This window comes from Thalassobaculum sp. (assembly GCF_040219215.1).
Lineage (GTDB): Bacteria > Pseudomonadota > Alphaproteobacteria > Thalassobaculales > Thalassobaculaceae > Thalassobaculum_A.
This window is the reverse complement of the sequence record NZ_JAVJSX010000032.1, coordinates 178,549-200,344: the sequence shown is the minus strand read 5'-3', so window position 1 is coordinate 200,344 and position 21,796 is coordinate 178,549. Positions and strand designations below refer to the sequence as shown.

Sequence of the window (21,796 nt, the reverse complement as noted above, 5' to 3'; positions counted from 1 at the left end):
TCACATTCCGGATGCAGACGCCGACGACCGGCTGCCGACCGCCGTGAACACGGTTACCAGCGAAATCACCATGAACGCGGCGACCACGTAGAACACGGTGCTGGGATGGCCACTGTCCAGCAGGAAGCCGAACAGCAGCGGCGAGACGATGCCGCCGATGCTGAATCCGCTGGAGACGAAGCCGAACACCTTGCCCATGGCTCCGGGTGGGGTCACCGACCGCACCAGCATATCGCGGCTGGGCATGATGATGCCCTGGGCGATGCCCTGGCTGACCATCAGTACGACCAGTCCCCACAGCGGCAACGGCACGCTGCCGACAACCAGCACGGCGACCGCGGTGTACAAGAAGCAGGTGGCAGCCACCCGGTTGTGGTGACGGGTCCGGTCGGCGATCTGGCCGCCGACCAGGATGCCTCCGGCGGTTCCGAACAGATAGAAGGTAAGCGCTACCGTCGCCTCCGCCACCGGCGTGTCGTACAGCGCGTTCAGGGTCACGATCAGGAACTGGTTGATTCCGCCCTGGCTGAGCGCCAGCAGGGTGAAGAACAGCAGGCACATCAGGATCGGCGGGCTGAGCAGGATCGAAACCGGCGCAGCACCGGTATCCGACTTGGCCCCTGGTTTACGCCGCTTGTCGGAGCCCGGCTCGTGCTTTAGCGAACGCCCGAACACGATGAGGCCGAGTGCCGCGACCATTCCCGCCACCCCGCACGCCGCCACCCCGGCCTGCCAGCCGAACAGCGCGGCCAGGCCGATGATCGTCGCAGGCACCACCGCTCCGCCGAAGAACCCGGTGAACGTGTGCAGCGAGAACGCCCGCCCCATCCGCTTCTCCGACACCGACGCCGACAGGATCGCATAGTCGGCCGGGTGATAGACGCCGTTGGCGATGCCCGCGACGACCATCAGCCCGACGACCGTCCAGTAGCTGCCGGACAGGCCGATCAGCAGGAACGCCGCACCTTCCAGCGCCAGACCACCGATCAGGATGCCCTTGGCACCGATCTTGTCGACCAGATAGCCGCAGACGATCTGGCTGATGCCGGTCGCGCCCGAGAACGCCACCAGGATCAGGCCGAGGTCGACATAGCTGACTCCGAACGCGTCCTTCAGGACCGGGAACAGCGGCGGCAACAGCAGGATGTAGAAGTGGCTGAAGAAGTGCGCCACTCCGATCAGGCTGATGACCTTGACGTCGCCGCGGAAACTTCCGGTCTGGCCGTCGTCGGCGGCCGGTGACAAAACAGTCATGTGCTTTGAAATCCTGTCAGGAATCGCAGCAGGGTGTGCCTCGCGTCCTGACCGGTCAAGTCATTGAGGCGCATGACTGTCATGCCCATCCGTTCGCAACGCGCGCCACGCGGCGCCCAAGGTCACCCCATGGCCTGCGCGAACAGTTCCTCGAAGCCCGCCCGGTCGACCGGGCGGGGGTTGGTCGGGGTGCAGTGGTCGAACTCCGCCTGCTCCGACGCGATCGGAATCATCGCCTCGGTCACGCCCATCGCCCGCAGGTTCGCCGGCAGTTTCAGCCGGGCATTCATCTCGGCGATCACCTGGGGCAGGTCAGCGTTCGACGGCAGTTCCATGACCCGGCGCAGCGTGTCGTACTTGTCGCCGACATGGCTGTGATTGAATCGCAGGATCGTCGGCATGATGACGGCGTTCAGGGTGCCGTGGTGCAGCCGGGGCTCCGGCAGCGCTCCCAGCGGGTGCGACATCGAGTGCACCGCACCGAGGCCCTTCTGGAACGCCATGGCTCCTTTCATCGACGCCATCATCATGTTCCAGCGCGCCTCGCGGTCATGGCCATCCGCCACGGCCCGCTCCAGGTGCCGCACCGCGCGCGACACGCCGTCCAGCGCAATGGCTTCGGCCGGCGGATTGATCTTCGGCGACAGGTAGGTCTCGATGCAGTGGGTCAGCGCGTCCATGCCGGTGGCCGCCGTCAACCCCGCCGGCAGGTCGAGCGTCAGGTCCGGGTCGCAGATCGCGCGCTTCGGGATCAGGTGCGGCGAGACCAATGCGGTCTTCACGCCGCTCTCCAGCACGATGACCGCCCCCCGCCCGACCTCGCTGCCGGTGCCGGCGGTGGTCGGGATCGCGATCAGCGGCGGCATGCGGTCGGTGATCCGCGGCACACCGCCCTTGATCATCGCGTAGGTCTCCAACGGACCGGGATGCTCGACCATCAGCATGACCGCCTTGGCGAGGTCCATCGACGATCCGCCGCCAACCGCGACGATGCCGTCGCAGCCGCCTTCGCGGTAAGCCGCCAGCGCCTGCCGTGCGGCGGCCTCGGTTGGGTTGGCCGGGGTGCCGTCGAAGATCGTCACGGCCTTGTCGTTCGGCACCACGCCTCGCACCGTGTCGATCAACCCGGCAGCAACCAGCCCCTTGTCGGTGATGATCAACGGGCGCTTCATCCCGAACGCATCCATCTCGGCCCCGAGGGTTTTCACCGCGCCATGCTCGAAGGTGATGTTGGTCAGATAGCTGATCATGGTCACGAGGTAGTCCTCCGGAGAAAGCCACAGGCGGAGCTGCGACTATAAACATCCGTCGCAACACCGCGCCAGCCGGCTTGGTCGAATCCGCGAAAGCCGGATTCCAGCGACCGGGAGCGGATTGCAGCCGGTTGGCGGCGACGCTATGTCCAGTGTATGGAACGCCGGTTCATTCTGCTGGGTGCGCTGGCAGCTGCCGTGGTCTGGGCGGCAGTGGCAGGCACCATTGCGTTCGATCGCTGGCCGCGAGCCGCGGCGGCGATCGCCGCTGAAAGAGACCGTGGTATCCGTGGCTGCGCGACCCGGTACTTCGAGGCCGATGGCCGCGAGCGCTGCAAGGTGCTGTTCGAGACCCAGTACGTAATGGAACGAAACATGGCGATCTTCACCCGGCTCCTCCTTGTGCTCGGACCGCTGGTAGCGACCGGCGTCTGGGCCTATGTCGGACGCGACCGTTCGCGGGGGAAATCGTGAATCGCATTGCCGCCGCGCCACCGCGGGCATGGCAACGGATGCTGAGCGGCCGGCGGCTGGACCTGCTGGACCCGTCACCGTTCGATGTGGAGATTGAGGACATCGCGCACGGGCTGTCCCGGGTGGCCCGTTGGAACGGCCAGACGTCGGGCGAATGGGCGTATTCCGTCGCCCAACATTCGGTGCTGGTGGAGCGGGTGGCCGGCCTTATCGATCGGGACCTTGCGCAGCGCTGGCGCCTGGCAACCCTGCTGCACGACGCCGCCGAATATGTGATCGGCGACATGATCACTCCGTTCAAGTCGGTGATCGGGCCGGACTACAAGACGATCGAGGCGGCGCTGATGCGCGCCGTCCATCTGCGCGTGGGCCTGCCGGCGGAACTGCCGGCGCCGATCGGCAAGCTGATCAAACGCGCCGACCGGGTCGCCGCCTATCTGGAAGCAACCCAACTGGCAGGGTTTGCCGCCAGCGAAGCGCGCGGGTTCTTCGGTACGCCGAGGGTCGGCAGTGACATCCGAATCGAGGCGATGTCCCCAAACGAAGCCAAACAGCGCTATATTGACCGCTTCCGGTTGCTGGGGGGCACGGCCGTCTGCTGATTGAAGGTGCGCTGTCCGGCCTTTTCAGCAACTGTCGGTGCGGGGAATGGGGAACGGACGCTCAATGACCGATGCGACGAACAACTCCGAAGGCGGGCATCTCAGCACGCGGTATTGGCCGGCGACGTTCGAGGAACGGGGGGTGGTCGCCCCCTTCACGACGCCCACGCTTGCGTTCTCCCGCGTTCGATCCGATCAGCGCGACGGGTTGGAGATTCTCATTCCCGGCATGTCCGGTGGCAGCGGCGTCTACGTGATCGCCTGGCCAGCGGTCCGTGAAGTCTTCCGGATGACGGTCCACGACCGGGCGCTGCATGAAGCGATACAGGACGCCAAGGCGACGACCCCACGGATGATGCGCCGTTGCGCCAACCAGACCGCCATGACGGGCCTCGCCGGCCCCGATTCCCTGGAATGCTCCAAGGTCGCGCTCGAACAGGAGGACAACGAACGCCTCCTGACCAACTTCTATCTGATCAACTCGGTTGTCGACCGCCTGTCGCCCACTCCGGCTTCGCTGACGGTTGCCGAGCTGTCGTCGCCGCAGGGCCAGCGAAAGGCCCGCAAAATTCTCGACGAGATCGCCGACGGGCTCGGCGCTTCGTCCGAACAGATCTACCGGTGCCTTGAAGTCTGGTCGGACCTGATTGCCCCGCTGGGCCTGTCGATGATGCCGCACGAATGCCGACTGCGCCGCCTGATGAAACGGCTGGAGGCATTCCGCATGAACGCGAGCGAGTGGAACCAGCGCTCCAACGCCGATCCCGACGGGCTGTCGCTGCTCGCCGCAGACGTCGCGAAGCTTACACTCGATGTCGGCCACCCGGTGATCGCCGAGGTCGATGCCTTTGCCAACGACCTCGCCCGGACCCTGACCGGATGGCGGAAGGTCGAGCCGGTCATTCAGGACCGGCTCGACCGGCTGTCCTGGCTGCTGGACGGCTGGGAACATGTGCTGACGATCTGGGACGGCGTTCTGGAGGCGGCGATCTGGGAGCAGGTCGAAGCGATGGAAGAAATCGTGCGAATGCTGCCGCTGGTTCCGAAAAAGGAACTGGAACGCCACAAGGGCAACGCATGGGGAGAGTTGGAGAACGCGCTTCGCCGGTTCGTGAAGCCGCTCCAGAACTGGCAGTCGGGCGAAGTGGACATCGACCTGCTGTTGCGCGTCGAGCATCGCCGCGCCCGGGCGTTGTAGGAGGACCTTTGAGCATGAGCTCCAATGTTCCGGACCGTTCCCTGGACCTGCTGGCCGGTCGTGTCTTCGACATTCCCGAGCCGCAGTTCGTCGACCTGGTTCGCTCCCTGGAGGCCAGGCGGCTGAAGACCGACCAGCGCGCTACGGCCGACGCCGTGCTGAGCCGCCTGCGTCCGCGGATGTCATTGGCCAGGCCGCCGCGCCGATCGACGCCGCAACGCCTGTTCTGCATGCCGTTCGAAGACCTGCTGTATGATCCGGGCACGCCACGCAAGGCCATCGGCCGCATCCCGCGTTCGGCCATCATGCCGATCTGGTCGCTGATCGCCAAGCACGCCAACCCCAGCGTGCTGGAGGCGACGTCGGCCATCCTGAAGTCGGCCGAACCGAACGACCGCCAGGCTTGGCACAAGGCCGGCACGGCGCTTTGGGCGGAAGCAGCCCGAGTTCTTTCCGAGCGAGATGCGGAGGCCCGCAAAACGCCGACCGGCCGGGCCCGGCTGCGCGACGCACTCGGCGGCGAACCGGTTCTGAGCTCGCTCGACGACATCTACGCCCTGATGAGTGTCGCGACGACCATCCTGGAGCTGCGCAGCGCCTTGCCGCCGGCGCCAATCGAGACGATCGATCAGAAGTCACTGGCCGCCCTGGTGCACGCCCTGCGCGCCGTTGCGGGCCTCAACAAGGACGCCATCCCGCACGTCATATTCGTGCTGATGGCCCGACTGCGCGACCTCAGCATCCTGGGCGAGCTGTTCGAGAGGCTGACCGAAGCCGGGGTCGGCGATCTGGTTCAGCTGGCCAGCGGGCAGGCGGGCGAAGCGGTGGTCAGCCAGGCCGAGGACCGGATGCTGGACGTACGTGTCGACTTGCGGGACGAGGACCTGCCAAAGGCCGACGTCGCGCGGGAACTGGGCAGAGAGATCGACGCCCTGGAACGCGCCGCGGTTGCTGTCGGCGGCGGACGCGCATACGGACGGCGGATCGAGCGGGTGAAAGCCGAGTTCGCCCAGGTCGCACGCGAGATCGTGGTCGCCGGAGCCAGCGAAGCCACCCTGGCGGCGGTGGCGGCCCTCGACGACCCGATCTCGACGGACGAGGAGGAGCTGCAGAGGCTTCGCGAAGCGGAGGACCGGGTCGTAGCGCTGCGGGTGTGCCGGCGGTTCTCGAATGACGCCGGCATGTCCGAACTGGTCGAAAAGGCCATGCAGGCCATCGCAGACGGGCTGGAGGCACGCGGCGACGATCTGCTCCGCAAGCTCGCCGCCGACGATCCGGACACGTCGGTGATCGATCTCTACAACACGGTCCGGCTGATCGAACTGGTCGAGGGTTCGGAGAAGGCCGACCGGCTGCGGGTCGCGGGCCTGAAAGCGATATCGGAGGCTTGATACGGTCGTTGATTGTCCAGGGGAGACCCAACGTCGACGCGTGGGCCTTCAAGAAACCTTAAGATCTCTCGTGTTTGATGTCTGCGTTGGGCCATCGGGCAGCGACAGCGATGCGGACACGGTATCGAGGACACAGTTGGGGATGCTTACACGACGATTCGCATGGCTGGGCTTGCCGATCGTCATACTGACCGCGGTGCTGCTGATCGGCACGTACCGCTACGTGGTCCTGTTCAATTTGCAAAGCAGTGTGGAAGGTGTCGCCGCCTCAATGGCGCAGATCTTCGCCAACACGCTGTGGAAGGACTATCAGCCGCTGGTCGACCGGTCAGCCACGATGTCCGCGGATGAGATCCGGGTCGATCCGCTGACACGTGGTGTCGATCGCGAAGTCAGTACGATCACGGCCGGCACGCGGGTGCTGAAGGTCAAGATCTACTCCCTGGCCGGGATCACGCTGTACTCGTCGGACCCGAAGCAGATTGGCAGCGACTACAGCAAGAGCCCGCACTTCCTGATCGCACTCGATGGCGGTATCGCAAGCAACCTCTCGCGCCGCAGCCATTTCGACGGCATCCACGGCCCCCGCAGCAATGTCGTCGTCCTGGAATCCTACGTGCCTGCCTACTCACCCTCCGGGGGTGGCAACGTCATCGCGGTGATGGAGATCTACACCGACGTCACGGAGCTGGAAGGCAACATCCTGGGCCGCGCCGAAGTCCTTGTTGCAATGCTGGCAATCGTCCTGTCTCTGGCCATGTCATACGGTGTTCAACTCTGGGTGCTGCGGCGCGCTGAACGGCGCCTGCACCATGAACACGTCGAGCGCCTCAAGATCACCGCCGACCTGGCCGTCGAGCATGAAGCGAACCGTGCGAAATCGGCATTCCTGGCCAATATGAGCCACGAGCTGCGTACCCCGCTGAACGCAATCATCGGTTTCTCGGAGGTGCTGCTAACCGAGACGTTCGGCCCGATCGGCCAGAAACGCTATATCGAGTACGCGACCGACATCAACATGGCGGGATACCACCTGCTCCACGTGATCGACGAGGTGCTCGATCTCAGCAAGATCGAGGCAGGCAAGGTTGATCTGAATCTGAGCGTGATCGATCCAACCGATGTGATCGCCGCCGCGCTCGACATGCTGGGGCCCGACTCGGAGCGGCACGGCGTCGAAATCCGGCGAGCCCTGGCTGCGCCGATCCCGGTCATGGAAACCGACGAAGGAAAGCTGCGGCAGATCATTTTGAACCTCGTATCGAACTCGCTCAAATACACCAGACCCGGCGGGTCCGTGACGGTGAGCACCGAGGTCGACACCGATCTTTCGGCAACCCAGATCACGATTTCCGATACCGGAGTCGGCATGTCCGAGGACGAACTCGCCGTGGCGATGACACCCTTCGGGCGGATCAACAACGCGATCTCCGATGCCCGGGGCGGCACCGGCCTCGGGCTCCCGCTGACCAAGAACTTCGTCAATCTGCTCGGCGGGTCCTTTCGGATAGAAAGCACGCCCGGTGTCGGGACCACCGTGTCCATTCAATTACCGATCATCGCGGCATCATAGCAAACACGGGACAATCGACCGGCGCCCTTGCTTGACGCTTCGCCACGGTTCTACGCTCGGACAACCTGCCCGATCGAAAAGGACCATCCCCATGGCGGAGCCCCGTTACCTGTTTCTCGACGACTCGATCGTTCCCTGGAGCGAGGGGACCGTCCATGTCTCCTCGGCGGCGTTCAAGTTCGGCTCCTCGGTGTTCGAGGGCCTGCGCGGCTACTGGAACGACTCGGACCAGGACATGTACCTGTTCCGGATGGACGAGCACATGGACCGGCTCACGTTCTCCCAGCGCTTCATGCGGTTCGACGAGATCTACACGCCGGAGTTCGTGACCGAGAAGACGCTCGAGGTCATCCGTGCCAATGGTTTCAAGGGTGAGAACGTTCACATCATGACCACCGCCTACCTGAAGGGTGGTGGCGGCCAGGGTGTGACCGGACCGGTGGGATTGGCCATCACCGCCCAGGAGCGCCCGCGCACGGCGAAGATCACCTCCGGCGTCTCGGCCCAGGTCAGCTCCTGGATGCGGATCCCCGACAACGCGATGCCGATGCGGGTGAAGTGCAACGCCAACTACCACAACGGCAGGCTGGCAACCGTCCAGGCCAACGCCGACGGCTACGACACGGCGATCTTCCTGAACAGCCGCGGCAAGGTCTCGGAAGGGCCGGGCATGTGCTTCTTCATCGTGCGCGACGGCCAGCCGATCACCCCCAGCACCAGCAACGACATCCTGGAGAGCATCACCCGCACCACCGTGCTGCAATTGCTCGCCGAGATGGGCACGCCGGCAATCGAACGCGACGTCGACCGTTCGGAGATCATGGCGGCTGACGAGGCGTTCTTCTGCGGCACCGCCTGGGAGGTCACTCCGGTCACCATGATCGACCGCATGCCGGTCGGCACCGGCGCCCTCGGGACGGTGACCAAGCGGTTGCAGGAATCCTACTTCGACGTCTGCAGCGGCCTGTCGGGGTCGCACGCCGAGTGGCGGATGCCGGTGTACGGCAATGCCGCCGCAAAAGCGGCCGAGTAATCCACGGCCATGACCGAGGAAACCGCGGCGATCGAGTTCTACTACTCGATCCGCTCGTCGTTCGCCTATCTGGCAGCCCGGCGCATCGCGCACCTCGCGCATGCGCACGGGCGGCCACTGGTACACCGGCCGATCGACCTGCAGAAGCTGATCGCGGTCAACGGCGGCGTGACCTATGACAAGGTCCACGCTGTTCGGCGCCACAACCACGAGCGCAACCTGGAACGCTGGGCCCGCAAGCTGGCCATCCCGGTCATCGTGGACCCGGTGCATCACGTCGGCCCGAGGGAACGACCGTCCGGCCTGGTGATCCTGGCGCAGCGTCAGGGTGCCGACGCCGACGTGCTGGCCCACGAGATCCTGGCCGCCCTCTGGCGTGACGACCGAGACATCGACGACGCTTCGGTCCTGGTCGATTGCTGCCGCCGCGCCGGGGTCGATCCGGCGTTGATCGAACGGGCGCTCGATCCGGACGTGCAGGAGGAGATGGCCGAGAACGGCCGGCGGGCTCTTGCCGCCGGCGTCGTCGGTTCGCCGACCTTCATCGTGGATGGTGAGCCGTTCTTCGGCCAGGATCTCCTGCCGTTCGTCGAGGAGGCGTTGAAGGCCGGAACCGCCCGCCGTCGAACGGCATAGGCCGGTGGACGGTCCGCCGACCCCGTCGATGACCGCGCGGCCGCTCGGTCACGCACGATTGTGGCGCCGGCCGGCGGGACCCGCTGACCCGCGCCCGCCAATCCTGCTGGTGCACGGCGGCTACCACGGGGCGTGGTGCTGGGCAGCCTGGATCGAACGGCTCGTTGCCGACGGCCGGGACGTTGCCGCCCTCGACCTGCGCGGCCATGGCGGGTTGCCGCAACCTCCAGGCTATGCCGAGTCCGGCGTGACGGCGTTCGTCGACGACGTGGTTGCCGCCATCGATGCGGTCGACCGACCGCCGGTCGTCGTCGGACACAGCCTTGGCTGTCTGCTGGTCCCGTTGGCGGCGATCCGCCGGCGGACAGCCGGCCTGCTGCTGCTCTGCCCGTCCCCGCCCGGCAACCTGCCGGGTGCCGCCAAGGTCCGGCTGGTCCCGGAAGGAGCAGCCGTCCCGCCACTGTCCGTGGAGGTGGCGCGCGCCCGCTACGCACCGCATCTGTCCGACGCCGAAGCCGCGGACCTCGCCGCAAAGCTGTCCGCCGAAAGCCCGCGGCTGCTGAACGAGCGCTATGACCTTCGGATACCGGTCGACGCCGCTGCGATCCAGGTACCGGTGCTGGTGGTCGAGGGCGGACGCGACGATCCCGAACGGCACCCGCCCGGCCAGGACCAGGCAATCGCGGCGTTCTACCGCGGCCATCACCTGCGGATCGACGACGCCCCGCACAACCTGATGATGGGACCCGGCTCGACGGATTGGTTCCACACCATCTGGACCCGGTTCAACGGCCTCACCGTGGGCGGGTAGGAACCGTCATGCTTGAGCATCTTCCCCGTATCGACCTGCTGGACGGCCCGACACCCCTGCAACGGATGTCCCGGGTCGAGGCGCACGCCGGACACCAGTCGCTGTGGGTGAAGCGCGACGATTTCATGCCCCTCGGCCTCGGCGGCAACAAGCTGCGCAGCCTGGAGTACTGGATTGCGGAGGCGGCGCGCGACAGCTGCGACATTCTGGTGGTCGCCGGTGCCCCGGAATCCAACCAGTGCCGGTTGACCGCTGCCACGGCCGCCCGGCTGGGGATGGATTGCTTGATCCTGCACGGCGGCGACCCGCCGGCCAACGAGGTCGGCAACCTGATGCTGAACCGCCTGTTGGGCGCGGAAATCCGGTTTCTCGGACCGGTCGACGAAGCTCAGCGCGGCGAGCGGGCGCAGCAGGCGGTCGGCGAGCTCGCGCGCGCTGGCCGGCGCCCCTACCTAATCGGCAATCCGGTGGTCGGCGCCCTCGGCTATGCCCGCGCCGCCGAAGAGCTGGCCCGTCAGGCGCGGGCGCATGACCTGGCGCTGCGCCACGTCGTGCTGTCGGGATCAATGGGCCCGACCGAGGCCGGGTTCCTGTTCGGCTGTGCCCTGCTCGACCTCGACGTCACGGTTCATCTGGTCAGCGTCGAGTACTCCGCCGAAGAACTGGAGGCGCGGATCGGCCGCATCCTCGACGGGCTGTCCCGCCACACCGGGGCGGACCCGCGGGCCGACTGGCGGCACCGGCTCTCCATTCACATGGACCAGCTAGGCGATGGCTACGGTCGGCCGACCGCAGCGTCGGTCGAGGCGGTCAGGACCGCGGCCCGTCTGGAAGGCTTCTTCCTGGAGCACACCTATACGGCCAAGACGTTCGCGGGCCTGCTGCAGCGGATCGCCGACGGCACGATCCCGGCCGATGAGCCGGCGTGCTTCCTGCACACCGGGGGCACACCGGCGTTGTTCGGCCAGGTGGCCAGGGACCCGTCCCTCCTCGGCGACGGTCCGTGAAATCGAGGCGCCCGGCCGCACTGGTCTGGCTCGGGCGCGCCGCCGTCCTGATCGCGGTCATCGCCGGCATGCTGGCCGTGCTGTGGGGCGCCCGACTGGCCTGCGAGGCGAACCCCGATTGTCCCTGGCCCGTGCTGTGGCGGTCACGCTGAACGTCCAGCGCCCGGATCACCTGCACGCCGGACTTCCCACGCCGCAACCGCGCGGTGTATCAGGAACCAGCCGTCGGCCCCGTGGCGGAACTGGTAGACGCACGCGACTTAAAATCGCGAGCCTTCGGGCGTGCGGGTTCGAGTCCCGCCGGGGCCACCAACGCCGTAGCCGCGGACCAACCCGTCGATCAGCGTGTCGATCAGGTCCGCCCGGTTCGCCCACGGAAACCGGGTCTGGACGATCAGCAGCGTCGCCAGACCGTGCAGCGACGCCCAGGCCGCCTGCGCCACCGTGTCGGGATCACCGGGTCGCAAATGCCCTTCACGCATCAACGCCGCCACCTGGTCGCGGAACCGGTGGAAGGCGAACAGGCCGGGCCGCACGGTCGGCGATCCCGCCGGATCGGAGCGCGGCGGCATGAAGATGATCTCGTACTCCACCGGTACCGAGAACGCGAAGTCCAGATAGGTCCTCAGCAGGACCGGGAATACCCGGGCGCGTGACGGCGCCGCCGCCTCGGCCGCCACCAGGAGCCCGTCCAGCCTCCGGAATGCCCGGTCGCAGACCGCGATCAGAATGGCGTCCTTGTCCGGGAAGTAGGTGTAGAGCGCGGTCTGCGACACCCCGACCCGCTCGGCGATCTTGCGCGTGGTGATGCCGGCATAGCCGCCCTCGGCGTGCAACGCCTTCGCTGCCTCCAGGATCTCATCGACGCGCTCGTGCCCGAAGCCCCTCGGCTTGCGGGGCCGACGGGCCGTGCCTGCTTTTGCCATCCAGCTGTTTCCGCTCGCTTCGCCACTTGACGAGGCCAGCATGCCACATTAGTTGTCATCGAACACTGTTCAATGAACACTTATCAATGAACACATACGACGCACCAACCGGAGCACCGTCATGACCGTTCCATCCGCCCTGCGTGCCCATCCGCTCCTCGTGTCGATCGCATTCTGGTTCGCCATCGTCAGTTCGGTACTGATCGGGGTCTCGTCCCTGCGGTACCTGCTCGGCGATCCGCGTCTGGCGGGCGAAGGCATGCAGGCCACCGTGATCGCAAACGGCTGGATCTTCGCCACCCATGCAGGAGCGTCGGCCGCGGCACTGATCGTCGGCGGTTTCCAGTTTCTCGGGAGCGTCCGGCAGCGCTGGCCGCGGCTGCACCGCTGGACCGGGCGGTTCTACGTGCTTGGCTGTGTCGTGGGCGCCGGTGCCGCGTTGTGGATCGCTCCGGATGCCGCCAGCGGCCGGGTCGCGACCTTCGGCTTTTCAGTCCTGGCCGCCGTCTGGCTCTACACCACCCTGACCGCCTGGCGGCTGGCAATGGCCCGTGACTTCGCAGCGCACCGCCGCTGGATGATCCGATCGTTCGCGCTGACCTTCGGCGCGGTGACGCTGCGCCTGCAGATCCTGGCGTTCCTGCCGTTCGGCCTGATGTACAACGACGTGGCGCCGTTTCTCGCGTACAGCGCCTGGATCCCGAACCTGCTGGCGGTCGAGCTGGCGTTTCTGCTGGCAGCCGGCGGAGCCATGCACCGACCCCGACACGGAACCGCTGCCTGACGCTTCAGTCGGCGGCGTCGACAGACAACCGCAGCGTGCGGATCTCGGGGAACCGCACGCTGACCGTGGTTCCGTGCCCCTTCATCGAGTCGAGAGTCAGGGTGCCGCCGTGCAGCCGCACCATCGAGTTGACCAATGGCAAGCCAAGGCCGGTGCCGCCGTATGACTTGTCGTAGCGATCGCTGAGTTGCACGAACGGTTCCATCGCCCGCGCGATGTCGGCCCTGTCCATGCCGATACCGGTGTCGGCCACCACCAGGGCGATGCGATCGTCCGGTTCCAGGCGTCCAACCACCTCCACGCGTCCCCCGCGCTGGGTGAACTTCACCGCGTTCGAAACCAGGTTCAGGAGGACCTGACGCACCAGACGCTCATCGGCGTGCAACCGCGGCAGGTCGGCGTCGATGTGCAACTCAAGGGTCAGGCCACGGGTCTTCGCCAGATCCTCCATCATGCGGCCTACCCGGCGGACCACCGCCCGTACGTCTACGTCGATCTCGTGCAACTCGACCTTGCCGGCTTCGATTCGCGAGTGATCTAGCAGGTCGTTGACGAGGGTAAGCAGATGCTCCCCGGCCATGCGGATGTCCTCGGCGTAGGTCTTGTAGCGATCGTCGCCGAGTTTGCCGAACGGCTCGTTGCCAAGCAGGTCCGAGAACCCGATGACCGCGTTCAGCGGGGTGCGCAACTCGTGGCTCATGTTGGCCAGGAACGCGCTCTTCGCCCGGTTGGCCGCCTCCGCCTCGGTCTTGGCGGAAGCCAGCGCCTCCACCGTCTGCTCCATCCGCCGGGTGTCCGCCCGAACCCTCGCCACCACGCGATTGTACTGCCGCGCGACCGGCTCCACCTCCGACCCGATCTCGACCGGGATCGGGTCATCCATCCGGCCGGAGCGGAAATGATCCTCCATCGAGACGATAAGGTCCTGCATGGCCGACGACGCTTCATGCTCGGCGGCGTTGAGTCCGGCCCGCTCGCCATCCACCGATACCCGCAGCGGCGAGATCACGTTGATCGCTCGAAGCAGCGCATAGGAGCCCGCAAAGGCGACGGCACCGATGCTGACGATGCCCATCGACTGGATCTGCAACTGCTCCAGCCAGCCGCGCCCCAGAACGGCTGGATCGCCGAACAGGGCGACGGCCAGCGTTCCCCAGATGCCGGCGAACAGATGGACCGGGATTGCCCCCACCGCGTCGTCGATCCGCAGGCGTTCCAACAGCCGCACTCCTGGCGGCACCAGCGCCCCGCCGACGGCACCGATGATCGCCGCCTCGCCGGCGCTGACCGCGTGGCAACTGGCGGTGATCGCCACCAGGCCGCCGAGTATTCCGTTCAGCAGCGCGTCGACCCGGGCCTTGCGGGTCATCGCAGCCGCGATAGCCTGGCTGGCCAGCCCACCAAAGCACCCGGCCAGCATGGTGTGCGCGACGATCGGCGCCACCCGGCCATCCATCGCCAGGGTCGAGCCGCCGTTGAACCCGATCCAGCCGAACCACAGCAGCATCGCGCCGATCGCTGCCAGCGGCAGGCTGTGCGGTTGCGGTGCAGCACCTCCCCCGGCCTGAAACCGTCCGATCCGCGGCCCGACGACCAGGACCGCTGCCAGGGCAACCCATCCCCCTACCGAATGCACGACCGTCGACCCGGCGAAGTCGACAAACCCGAGCGCCTCCAGCCAGCCGGGCTCGCCGCCATCCGCGCCGGCCCAGGCCCAACCGCCCGCCAGCGGATAGATCGCGCCGGCCATGACCGCCGACACCAGGATGTAGCCGAGGTACCGGATCCGCTCGGCAACAGCGCCGGAGACAATGGTGGTCGCGGTGCCACAGAACATCAGCTGGAACACGAAGAACGCCGCCGCCCATCCGATGCCGTCGGCCGCGACCAGGTCGGGCCGCGCGCCGAACATCAGCCAGAAGCCCACGGCCCAGAAAACCGCCCCGGCAACGCAGAAATCGATGAGGTTTTTGGCCGCGACATTGATCGTGTTGCGCGCCCGAACGAACCCGGCTTCCAGCGCACAGAAACCGACCTGCATCACGAAGACCAGGCCCGCAGCAACGATCATCCAGGTTACGTCGAGAGCGGACGCGTCTATCGGCATGCGAATTCCTATGCCGAATCAACACATTCAATCAATCAAAGAACTCTTTCCCCGACATGCGTGGCGAAATCGGAGTGATCGACCGCAGGTCGCAGGTGTCCGGGGCTGCAATGGCCGATCCACTTCGCGAGTGGCGGAATCACCGATTCAACAGCAACAATTCGCGATCCGGGCAGCGCCGGAACGTCAGGGACGGAGTCGGTTCCTCGCGTCTCAGGATCTGTCCGACCGGGTCCCATTGAAACACCTGCCGAGGCTCGGGGCGGGCCAACGACAGCGACGCGGCAACCACCAGTTGGACGCCATCGAACACATAGGTCGACGTTCCCTCGACGAGATCGCGCAGGCCCTGGGTGGTTCCCATGTCCAGCAGCGCTTTGATGTAGCGACCATCGCGCAGCACCATCACATGGGCGCCGGAGCACAGCACGCCGGTGCCCTGGGTCACGCCCCAGATGCCATCGACCGATGCCGCCGAAGCAACAGGTCCGGCCCCCATGGACAGCAGCACCAGGGCCGCAGTGGCGATCCTCTTCATCCACGCCGCCCCAGGATCGCCGCCATGCGCTGGCGCGGCGCGTCCGTCTCATAGCAGGCGGCGAAGCTCGCGACGCTGGCCTCGACCGCATCGTCGATCGACAGGGTATCCCACTGCCGACACAGCACCTTCTGGGCGCGGATCGCCGCCGGGTCAGCGCCGTCGATCGCCCGGACCAGCGCAGCCGCCCGCCCGGCCAGATCGGCGTGCGGCACGATCTCTTCCACCAATCCCCAGCGTTCGGCAACCGGCGCGGTGATGGTCTCACCGGTCAGCACCAGACGCGCCGACCGGCCGCGTCCGATCAAGCGCGGCAGCAGGGCCGCCTCAATCACGGACGGAATGCCGACCAGGACCTCCGGCATCGAGAAATGGGCGTCGTCGGCCGCAATCCGAAGGTCAGCGCCGGCTACCAGTTCGAGCCCGGCTCCCACACAGGCGCCGTGGATCGCGGCGACCACGGGTACCGGGCACTCCATGACCGACTGGATAGCCCGGTGCAGGCCACGGATGAACGCGGCCGCAGATGACGGGTCGAGCGTGGCCATCTCGCGGACATCGGCGCCGGCGCAGAAGCTTGGACCGGCGCCGTTCAGGCAGACGACCCGCAGGCTGTCGTCCGTGGACAGTTCTCCGAACGCGGCGGCTATGGCGGCAGCGACATCGCTGGAGACCGCATTGCGCTTTTCGGCCCTTGATAGGGTGACGGTAGCAACCCCGCCGTCCCGGGAAACCTCGACCAGGCTCACGCTGCGTCTCCCTCAGTCGGCTCTGCGGCTGCCTCGATCGGCTCGGCGCCAAGCGAGCGGACCAGCGCCCGAACCTCTTCGGCCGCCGCCTCCAGGTGGTCGGCAACGGCGGCCCGCAAAACCAGCGACGTCCCGAAGTGACCTGCCCTGAAGTAGGGATAGCTGCCGATCTCGACGTCCGGGTAGCGTTCCTGAATGGCGCCCAAGCCCGCCGCCACCGTCCCCTCGCCAATGGTGCAGCCGACCGTGCACGACAGCATCGGGGCACCGCCGATCAGCCGGGATTTCAGCCCCTCGAACATCGCCTGCATGATCCGCGGCACGCCCGGCAGGACATGAACGTTGCCGATGATGAACCCGGGCGCCGCCGACACCGGGTTGTCGATCAGTTCGGCGCCCACCGGGATATCCGCCATCTTTCGGCGCGCCTCGTTGAACTCGATCCCGGTGTTCGCGTAGTGGGCGGTGAGACGCCGCATGGCCTCCGCGTTGCGTTCGACCGCCACGCCGAAAGCCTTGGCGATGCAGGCGGTGGTGATGTCGTCGTGAGTCGGCCCGATTCCACCAGAGGTAAACACGTAGGTGTAGCGCTCCGACAGCGCCCGTACCGCTTCCACGATGGCGGATTCATCGTCGCGGACCACCCGGACTTCCGAAAGCCTGATCCCGAGGCCGTTCAGCCGCTCGCCGATGAATGCCAGATTCTTATCCTGGGTTCGGCCGGACAGGATTTCATTGCCGATGATGCAGATCGCTGCGGTGACGGACGGGTCGGTCATAAGTAACGGCTCCGGCATGACGGTTCGATCGGACGCGCGAGGATGGGAGCCGCCGAGCACGGCGCAAGTCAAGCTCAGCGAATGCGGACCCAGACGCTCCCCGAGATCGTACACCGATCATCCGGCCCCGCTTTCCGCAAAAATAAGTAACGACTTGTTAAGGGTGATTGCCGACACTCGGTGCCGCAAAGCGATTCAGAGATTTTCAACCGGTGGATTGTGAGACAAATGCCACAAGTCTGACGCAGCGATTTCGTTCATCAGCCCCGGTTCCGGGCCCTTCGCAAGACATTTGGCCGTTGCGCGATCCAGCCGACCGCCACGCCGACACACCCGCAAGGTTCAGCCTAAACGAACCACTCACGCGGCAAGGGAGACCTCCTAGATGACCTTGAAGATGAAAGTGCCGCTGATCGCGGTTCTGTTGTGCCTGACCTCGTGCGTTCTGGTCGGTGTCCTTGGTTACGTCCAGAGCCGCGATGCCCTTTACGACAGCGCCGTGAACCGGTTGAGCTTCATCGCCGAAACCAAGGCTGAAAACCTGCGGAAGGTGGTCGACGGCACGTCGAAGACATTGACCGGGCTCGCTCAGAACGAGAGCGTCCGCCAGACGCTCGACAACCTCGTGGCGGCCGTGATGTCCGAGCCCGCCGACGGGATCCGCGCGATCTACCAGAAGCCCGACCTGACCGCCCAGCAACGCGCGGAAATCACCGGCGAAGGCAACAAGGACATCTATTCGTGGCGGCACGCCGGACTCCACTCGTCGTTCCTGGCGATGTGGCAGAGTTCCCCGGTTTCCGACGCCTACCTGATCGCGCTGGACGGACGGATTCTCTATACGATCACAAAGACCGACGGCTTCATGGGGAACGTCTCCGAGTTGGCAGGGACACCGCTGGCCGAGAGCTTCAAGCAGGCCCTCACCCTCCCGCCGGGGCAGCAGGCATTCCGGGATTTCACTATGTATGACAGCGGTTGGGACCGGGCGTCGGCCTTCTGGGCCGAACCGATCTTTCCGCCCGGTGCGACGAGCGCCGAAGAAGCCCAGGCGGTGCTGATCCTGCGCATGTCGGCCCAAGAGCTGAGCGCCGTTATCGGCGGCAGCGAGGCCGACGGCACGCCGCAGGACAATCTGCTGGTCGGAGCCGATGGCGTGGTTCGATCGGACCGGGCAATCACCGGAGGGGCCAAGGCACTGGATTTCTCGTTACCCGCCGCGACAGTGGACGTGATGGACAAGGCGGATCGCGGATTCATGACAGTCGAGGATCCGTTGTCGGGCAAGTTGCTTGCGGCGTACGAGCCCGTAACCATCGCCGGTGCCGAGTACTTCGTGGTCGCCGCCCAACCGGAAGGCAAGGCGCTGGCCGCCGTCGACGACATGCGAAACGCGATGATCGTACTGTCGGCCGTGGTCGTGGCCGCACTCGGCGGCCTGACGGTCTGGCTCGGCACCTTGCTGACCGGCCCGATCCAGGCCATGGCGACGGCCGTACGGCGGCTCGCCGACAACGACCTGGAGGTCGAGGTACCGGGCCTGCAGCGCAAGGATGAGATCGCCGACATCGCCAAGTCGGTGCAGGTGTTCAAGGAGAACGCGCTGCGGATCCGCGAGCTCGAGGGCGAGAAGGTAGAAGCCGACCGCCGCGCCGCGGCAGAAAAGCAGCAGGCAATGGAACAACTGGCGGTCCGGTTCGAGCAGTCGGTCGGCGGCCTGGTGCGCACCTTGAGCGGACACGTCTCGGAGGTTCGCAACCGTGCCGAGACCATGTCCCAGGCGACCGACGAGGCACGTTCCGAAGCCTCGGTGGTGGCCGGCTCGTCGGAGCAGTCGAGCCTGAACGTCCAGGCCGTCTCGGCCGCCGCCGAGGAGTTAGCGGCGACGGTGAACGAGATCAGCCAGCAGATGTCCCGCGCCGCCCAGATGTCCCGGCAGGCGACCGAGGAAGCCGCGCGCGGCGACAGCCGCATCCAGGCGCTCGCGACCACCGCCGAGCAGATCGGCGATGTCATCACCCTGATCCAGACGATCGCCGAGCAGACCAACCTGCTGGCGCTCAACGCCACGATCGAGGCAGCGCGCGCCGGCGATGCCGGCAAGGGCTTCGCGGTGGTGGCTTCGGAGGTGAAGAGTCTGGCCAGTCAGACCGCCAAGGCGACCGAGGACATCCGCGCCCAAATCGAGGACATCCAGGCGGCCAGCCAGGAGGCGGTGTCCACGATCAAGGTCATTGCCGAGGTCGTCCAATCGCTGGAGCAGATGAACACCGCGGTCGCCTCGGCGGTCGAGGAGCAGGGCGCCACCACCCAGGAGATCGCCCGCAACACCCAGGAGGCCGCCTCCGGGGCCTCGCAGGTGTCCGACGGCATCTCCAAGGTGTCGGCGGCATCGGAGCGCACCGGCGAAGGGGCGGCCGAGGTCCTGCAGATGTGCGGCGAACTCTCCGCCTCCGCCGACACACTGTCCCACGAAGTGACGGAGTTCGTGCACAGCATCCGGGCCGGCTAGACTCACCCCCAAAGACGATCGAGACGGGTGGCGCAGGTCCGGGCCGCGCACTACGGTGCCGGCCATGGACCTGCCCCGCCCGCTTCTCGAAGGCCGCCTGATCCGGCGCTACAAGCGCTTCCTGGCCGATATCGACCTCGACGGCACGACCGTCACCGCGCATTGCCCAAACCCCGGGGCGATGACCGGCCTGAATACTCCCGGCCTGCGGGTCTGGCTCTCGCGGTCGGACGATCCGAAGCGCAAGCTGCCGTACACCCTGGAACTGCTGGAGGCCGACGGTAGTCTGGTCGGCATCCACACCGGCCGTCCGAACGCCATCGTCGCCGAGGCGATCACCGCCGGCGTGGTCCCCGAACTTGCCGGCTACGCAAGCCAGCGCCGGGAAGTGCGCTACGGCACCAACAGCCGGGTCGACCTGCTGCTGGAAGACCCCACGCGCGGCCTCTGCTATGTCGAGGTCAAGAACGTCCACCTGCGCCGAATGGATGGTCCCAATCCGGGCGCCGCCGAGTTTCCTGATTCGGTGACCGTGCGCGGCGCCAAGCACCTTGAGGAACTGGCCGTCATGGCCGCCGGCGGGCACCGCGCCGTGATGATGTTCTGCGTGCAACGCATGGATTGCGACCGGGTGATCGCCGCCGCCGACATCGATCCGCGCTACGCCGCCGGCCTGGCCCGTGCGGCCTCGGCCGGGGTCGAGGTGCTGGCCTGGGATTGCGCGATAACCCCGAAACGGATCACCCTGCGCAAACCGCTACCCGTCATCGTCTGAGGCCACGAAGATGAGCGAGACTTACGACGCCATCGTCATCGGCGCCGGTGTCATTGGCGCTGCGATCGGGCTGGAACTGGCCCGCTCCGGCCGGCGCGTCCTGAACGTCGACCGCCTGCCGGCGGCCGGGTACGGGTCGACCGGCAACTCCTGCGCCATCATCCGGGTGCACTACTCGACCCTGGACGGCACGGCACTGGCCTACGATTCCTATTTCGACTGGAAGGACTGGGCCGACTACCTCGGCGCCCCGGACGAGCGCGGCCTTGCCGAGTTCCGCGATTGCGGCTGCCTGGTGATGAAAACCGCGCAGAACGGTCGGCTGACCCGCATCGTCGACACGGTGTCGCGTCTGAACATCCCGTTCGAGGAATGGGACGCGCAGCGGATCCGCGAGGCGCTGCCGATCTACGACCTGAAACGCTATTGGCCGGCCCGGCGGATGGATGATCCGGCGTTCGCGACCCCAGCGGGCGGGGAAATCGACGGCGGCGTGTTCTTTCCGACCGCCGGCTACGTCAACGACCCGCAACTGGCCAGCCACAACCTCCAGCGCGCCGCCGAGGCGGCCGGCGGCCGGTTCCTGTTCAACCGGACGGTGGTCGCGATCCCGGTTGCGAACGGACGGGTGCAGGGTGTGGAGTTGGACGACGGCACCCGGATCGCGGCCCCGGTGGTGGTCAACGTCGCCGGCCCGCATTCCGGCAAGGTCAACGCCCTGGTCGGCGCCGAACGCGACATGACGATCGCCTCCCGGCCGATCCGCCAGGAAGTGGTGCACGTCGACGCGCCTGACGGCTTCGACGTCGCCCGGTCCGGCCTGGTGGTGTCGGACAGCGACATCGCCTGCTACGTCCGGCCGGAGACCGGGAACCACATCCTGGTCGGCAGCGAGGACCCGGACTGCGACCCGCGCGAGGTGGTCGACCCCGACGGCTTCGACCGGAGCCTCAGCGAGCAAGCCGTCACCCAGGCGTATCGGTTCGCCCAGCGGGTGCCGTCGCTGAAGGTCGCGCACCGACCCAAGGGCGTGGTCGACCTGTACGACGTGTCGGACGACTGGATCCCGATCTACGACCGGTCCTGCATCGATGGCTTCTTCATGGCGATCGGCACCAGCGGGAACCAGTTCAAGAACGCGCCAGGCGCCGGCCGGCTGATGGCCCGGCTGATCGATCATGTCGAGAACGGCGGCGACCACGACGCGCAGGCCATGCCGTTCCGCCTGAAGCACGTGGAGCATACGGTCGATTCCGCCACCTTCTCGCGGCGGCGCGCCATCAACCCCGAAAGCTCGTTCTCGGTGCTGGGCTGAGCCGCGCGCGACCGCCCAGGTCTTGACCTGAAGGGGCCGCGTGCGCAGATTGGGAGGCTGTTCTTCCCGACGGAGTTAC

Annotated in this window: 20 protein-coding genes, 1 tRNA gene and 1 pseudogene; 15 read left to right on the top strand and 7 right to left on the bottom strand. The window is 66.6% G+C overall.

All coding sequences use genetic code 11. The annotated features are described in order from the left end of the window. Both RIC54_RS21650 and gbd read right to left on the bottom strand, forming a co-directional pair. On the bottom strand, positions 1-1,254 hold the full coding sequence (locus tag RIC54_RS21650) for an MFS transporter (RefSeq protein ID WP_350088691.1): 1,254 nt from the start codon (positions 1,252-1,254) through the stop codon (positions 1-3). 122 nt (positions 1,255-1,376) lie between these two features. Further along, entirely contained in the window at positions 1,377-2,504 is a 1,128-nt protein-coding gene (gbd, locus tag RIC54_RS21645; protein ID WP_350151414.1) for a 4-hydroxybutyrate dehydrogenase, read from the bottom strand. A gap of 159 nt (positions 2,505-2,663) precedes the next feature. On the opposite strand from gbd, the gene RIC54_RS21640 reads away from it, so the two are divergent. The 11 genes from RIC54_RS21640 (at position 2,664) to RIC54_RS21590 (ending at position 11,544) form a co-directional block, all read left to right on the top strand. Continuing rightward, complete coding sequence (locus RIC54_RS21640; protein ID WP_350088694.1) at positions 2,664-2,981, top strand: hypothetical protein; 318 nt, start codon at positions 2,664-2,666, stop codon at positions 2,979-2,981. Next, positions 2,978-3,583 carry an HD domain-containing protein gene (locus tag RIC54_RS21635; RefSeq protein ID WP_350088697.1) on the top strand — a complete coding sequence of 202 codons (606 nt, stop codon included), beginning with the start codon at positions 2,978-2,980 and terminating at the stop codon, positions 3,581-3,583. The genes RIC54_RS21640 and RIC54_RS21635 overlap by 4 nt, the downstream gene beginning before the upstream one ends. A gap of 64 nt (positions 3,584-3,647) precedes the next feature. Then, positions 3,648-4,781, top strand: a complete 1,134-nt coding sequence (locus RIC54_RS21630) for a hypothetical protein (RefSeq protein ID WP_350088700.1) — start codon at positions 3,648-3,650, stop codon at positions 4,779-4,781. Positions 4,782-4,795: 14 nt separating this feature from the next. Beyond that, on the top strand, positions 4,796-6,172 hold the full coding sequence (locus tag RIC54_RS21625; protein ID WP_350088703.1) for a hypothetical protein: 1,377 nt from the start codon (positions 4,796-4,798) through the stop codon (positions 6,170-6,172). 142 nt (positions 6,173-6,314) lie between these two features. Further along, positions 6,315-7,745: a sensor histidine kinase gene (locus RIC54_RS21620; protein WP_350088706.1), complete on the top strand. Its 1,431-nt coding sequence runs from the start codon at positions 6,315-6,317 to the stop codon at positions 7,743-7,745. Between the two features lie 91 nt (positions 7,746-7,836). After that, positions 7,837-8,778: a branched-chain-amino-acid transaminase gene (gene ilvE, locus RIC54_RS21615; protein ID WP_350088709.1), complete on the top strand. Its 942-nt coding sequence runs from the start codon at positions 7,837-7,839 to the stop codon at positions 8,776-8,778. 9 nt (positions 8,779-8,787) lie between these two features. Beyond that, the gene (locus RIC54_RS21610; protein ID WP_350088712.1) at positions 8,788-9,414 is read left to right on the top strand and encodes a 2-hydroxychromene-2-carboxylate isomerase; all 627 of its coding nucleotides are present in this window, start codon (positions 8,788-8,790) and stop codon (positions 9,412-9,414) included. A 28-nt stretch (positions 9,415-9,442) separates the two neighbouring features. After that, positions 9,443-10,225 carry an alpha/beta hydrolase gene (locus tag RIC54_RS21605; protein ID WP_350088715.1) on the top strand — a complete coding sequence of 261 codons (783 nt, stop codon included), beginning with the start codon at positions 9,443-9,445 and terminating at the stop codon, positions 10,223-10,225. Between the two features lie 8 nt (positions 10,226-10,233). Then, positions 10,234-11,232 (top strand): 1-aminocyclopropane-1-carboxylate deaminase/D-cysteine desulfhydrase, encoded by a 999-nt coding sequence (locus tag RIC54_RS21600; RefSeq protein ID WP_350088718.1) that lies wholly within the window; start codon positions 10,234-10,236, stop codon positions 11,230-11,232. Then, a complete protein-coding gene (locus RIC54_RS21595; RefSeq protein WP_350088721.1) occupies positions 11,229-11,384 on the top strand; it encodes a hypothetical protein in 156 nt (51 codons plus the stop codon). Before RIC54_RS21600 ends, RIC54_RS21595 begins: the two co-directional genes overlap by 4 nt. Before the next feature lie 75 nt (positions 11,385-11,459). Beyond that, a tRNA-Leu gene (locus tag RIC54_RS21590) sits at positions 11,460-11,544 on the top strand. A 35-nt stretch (positions 11,545-11,579) separates the two neighbouring features. Here RIC54_RS21590 and RIC54_RS21585 read toward each other — a convergent pair. Then, positions 11,580-12,158: pseudogene (locus RIC54_RS21585) on the bottom strand (TetR/AcrR family transcriptional regulator); the annotation flags it as partial. 121 nt (positions 12,159-12,279) lie between these two features. Here RIC54_RS21585 and RIC54_RS21580 point away from each other — a divergent pair. Then, entirely contained in the window at positions 12,280-12,942 is a 663-nt protein-coding gene (locus tag RIC54_RS21580) for a DUF2306 domain-containing protein (protein WP_350088724.1), read from the top strand. A gap of 4 nt (positions 12,943-12,946) precedes the next feature. On the opposite strand, the gene RIC54_RS21575 is transcribed toward RIC54_RS21580, so the two are convergent. The 4 genes from RIC54_RS21575 to RIC54_RS21560 form a co-directional block, all read right to left on the bottom strand. Next, positions 12,947-15,049 (bottom strand): ATP-binding protein, encoded by a 2,103-nt coding sequence (locus RIC54_RS21575; protein ID WP_350088727.1) that lies wholly within the window; start codon positions 15,047-15,049, stop codon positions 12,947-12,949. 139 nt (positions 15,050-15,188) lie between these two features. Further along, on the bottom strand, positions 15,189-15,587 hold the full coding sequence (locus RIC54_RS21570) for a hypothetical protein (protein WP_350088730.1): 399 nt from the start codon (positions 15,585-15,587) through the stop codon (positions 15,189-15,191). Then, positions 15,584-16,336, bottom strand: a complete 753-nt coding sequence (locus tag RIC54_RS21565) for an enoyl-CoA hydratase-related protein (RefSeq protein ID WP_350088733.1) — start codon at positions 16,334-16,336, stop codon at positions 15,584-15,586. Before RIC54_RS21565 ends, RIC54_RS21570 begins: the two co-directional genes overlap by 4 nt. Continuing rightward, entirely contained in the window at positions 16,333-17,115 is a 783-nt protein-coding gene (locus tag RIC54_RS21560; RefSeq protein WP_350088736.1) for a competence/damage-inducible protein A, read from the bottom strand. The genes RIC54_RS21565 and RIC54_RS21560 overlap by 4 nt, the downstream gene beginning before the upstream one ends. A gap of 385 nt (positions 17,116-17,500) precedes the next feature. Here RIC54_RS21560 and RIC54_RS21555 point away from each other — a divergent pair, with 385 nt between their 5' ends. From RIC54_RS21555 to RIC54_RS21545, 3 genes are all read left to right on the top strand, one after another. After that, on the top strand, positions 17,501-19,627 hold the full coding sequence (locus RIC54_RS21555) for a methyl-accepting chemotaxis protein (protein WP_350088739.1): 2,127 nt from the start codon (positions 17,501-17,503) through the stop codon (positions 19,625-19,627). 64 nt (positions 19,628-19,691) lie between these two features. Further along, on the top strand, positions 19,692-20,402 hold the full coding sequence (gene sfsA, locus RIC54_RS21550) for a DNA/RNA nuclease SfsA (RefSeq protein WP_350088741.1): 711 nt from the start codon (positions 19,692-19,694) through the stop codon (positions 20,400-20,402). A 10-nt stretch (positions 20,403-20,412) separates the two neighbouring features. Continuing rightward, on the top strand, positions 20,413-21,717 hold the full coding sequence (locus RIC54_RS21545) for an NAD(P)/FAD-dependent oxidoreductase (RefSeq protein ID WP_350088744.1): 1,305 nt from the start codon (positions 20,413-20,415) through the stop codon (positions 21,715-21,717). Positions 21,718-21,796 lie beyond the last annotated feature (79 nt).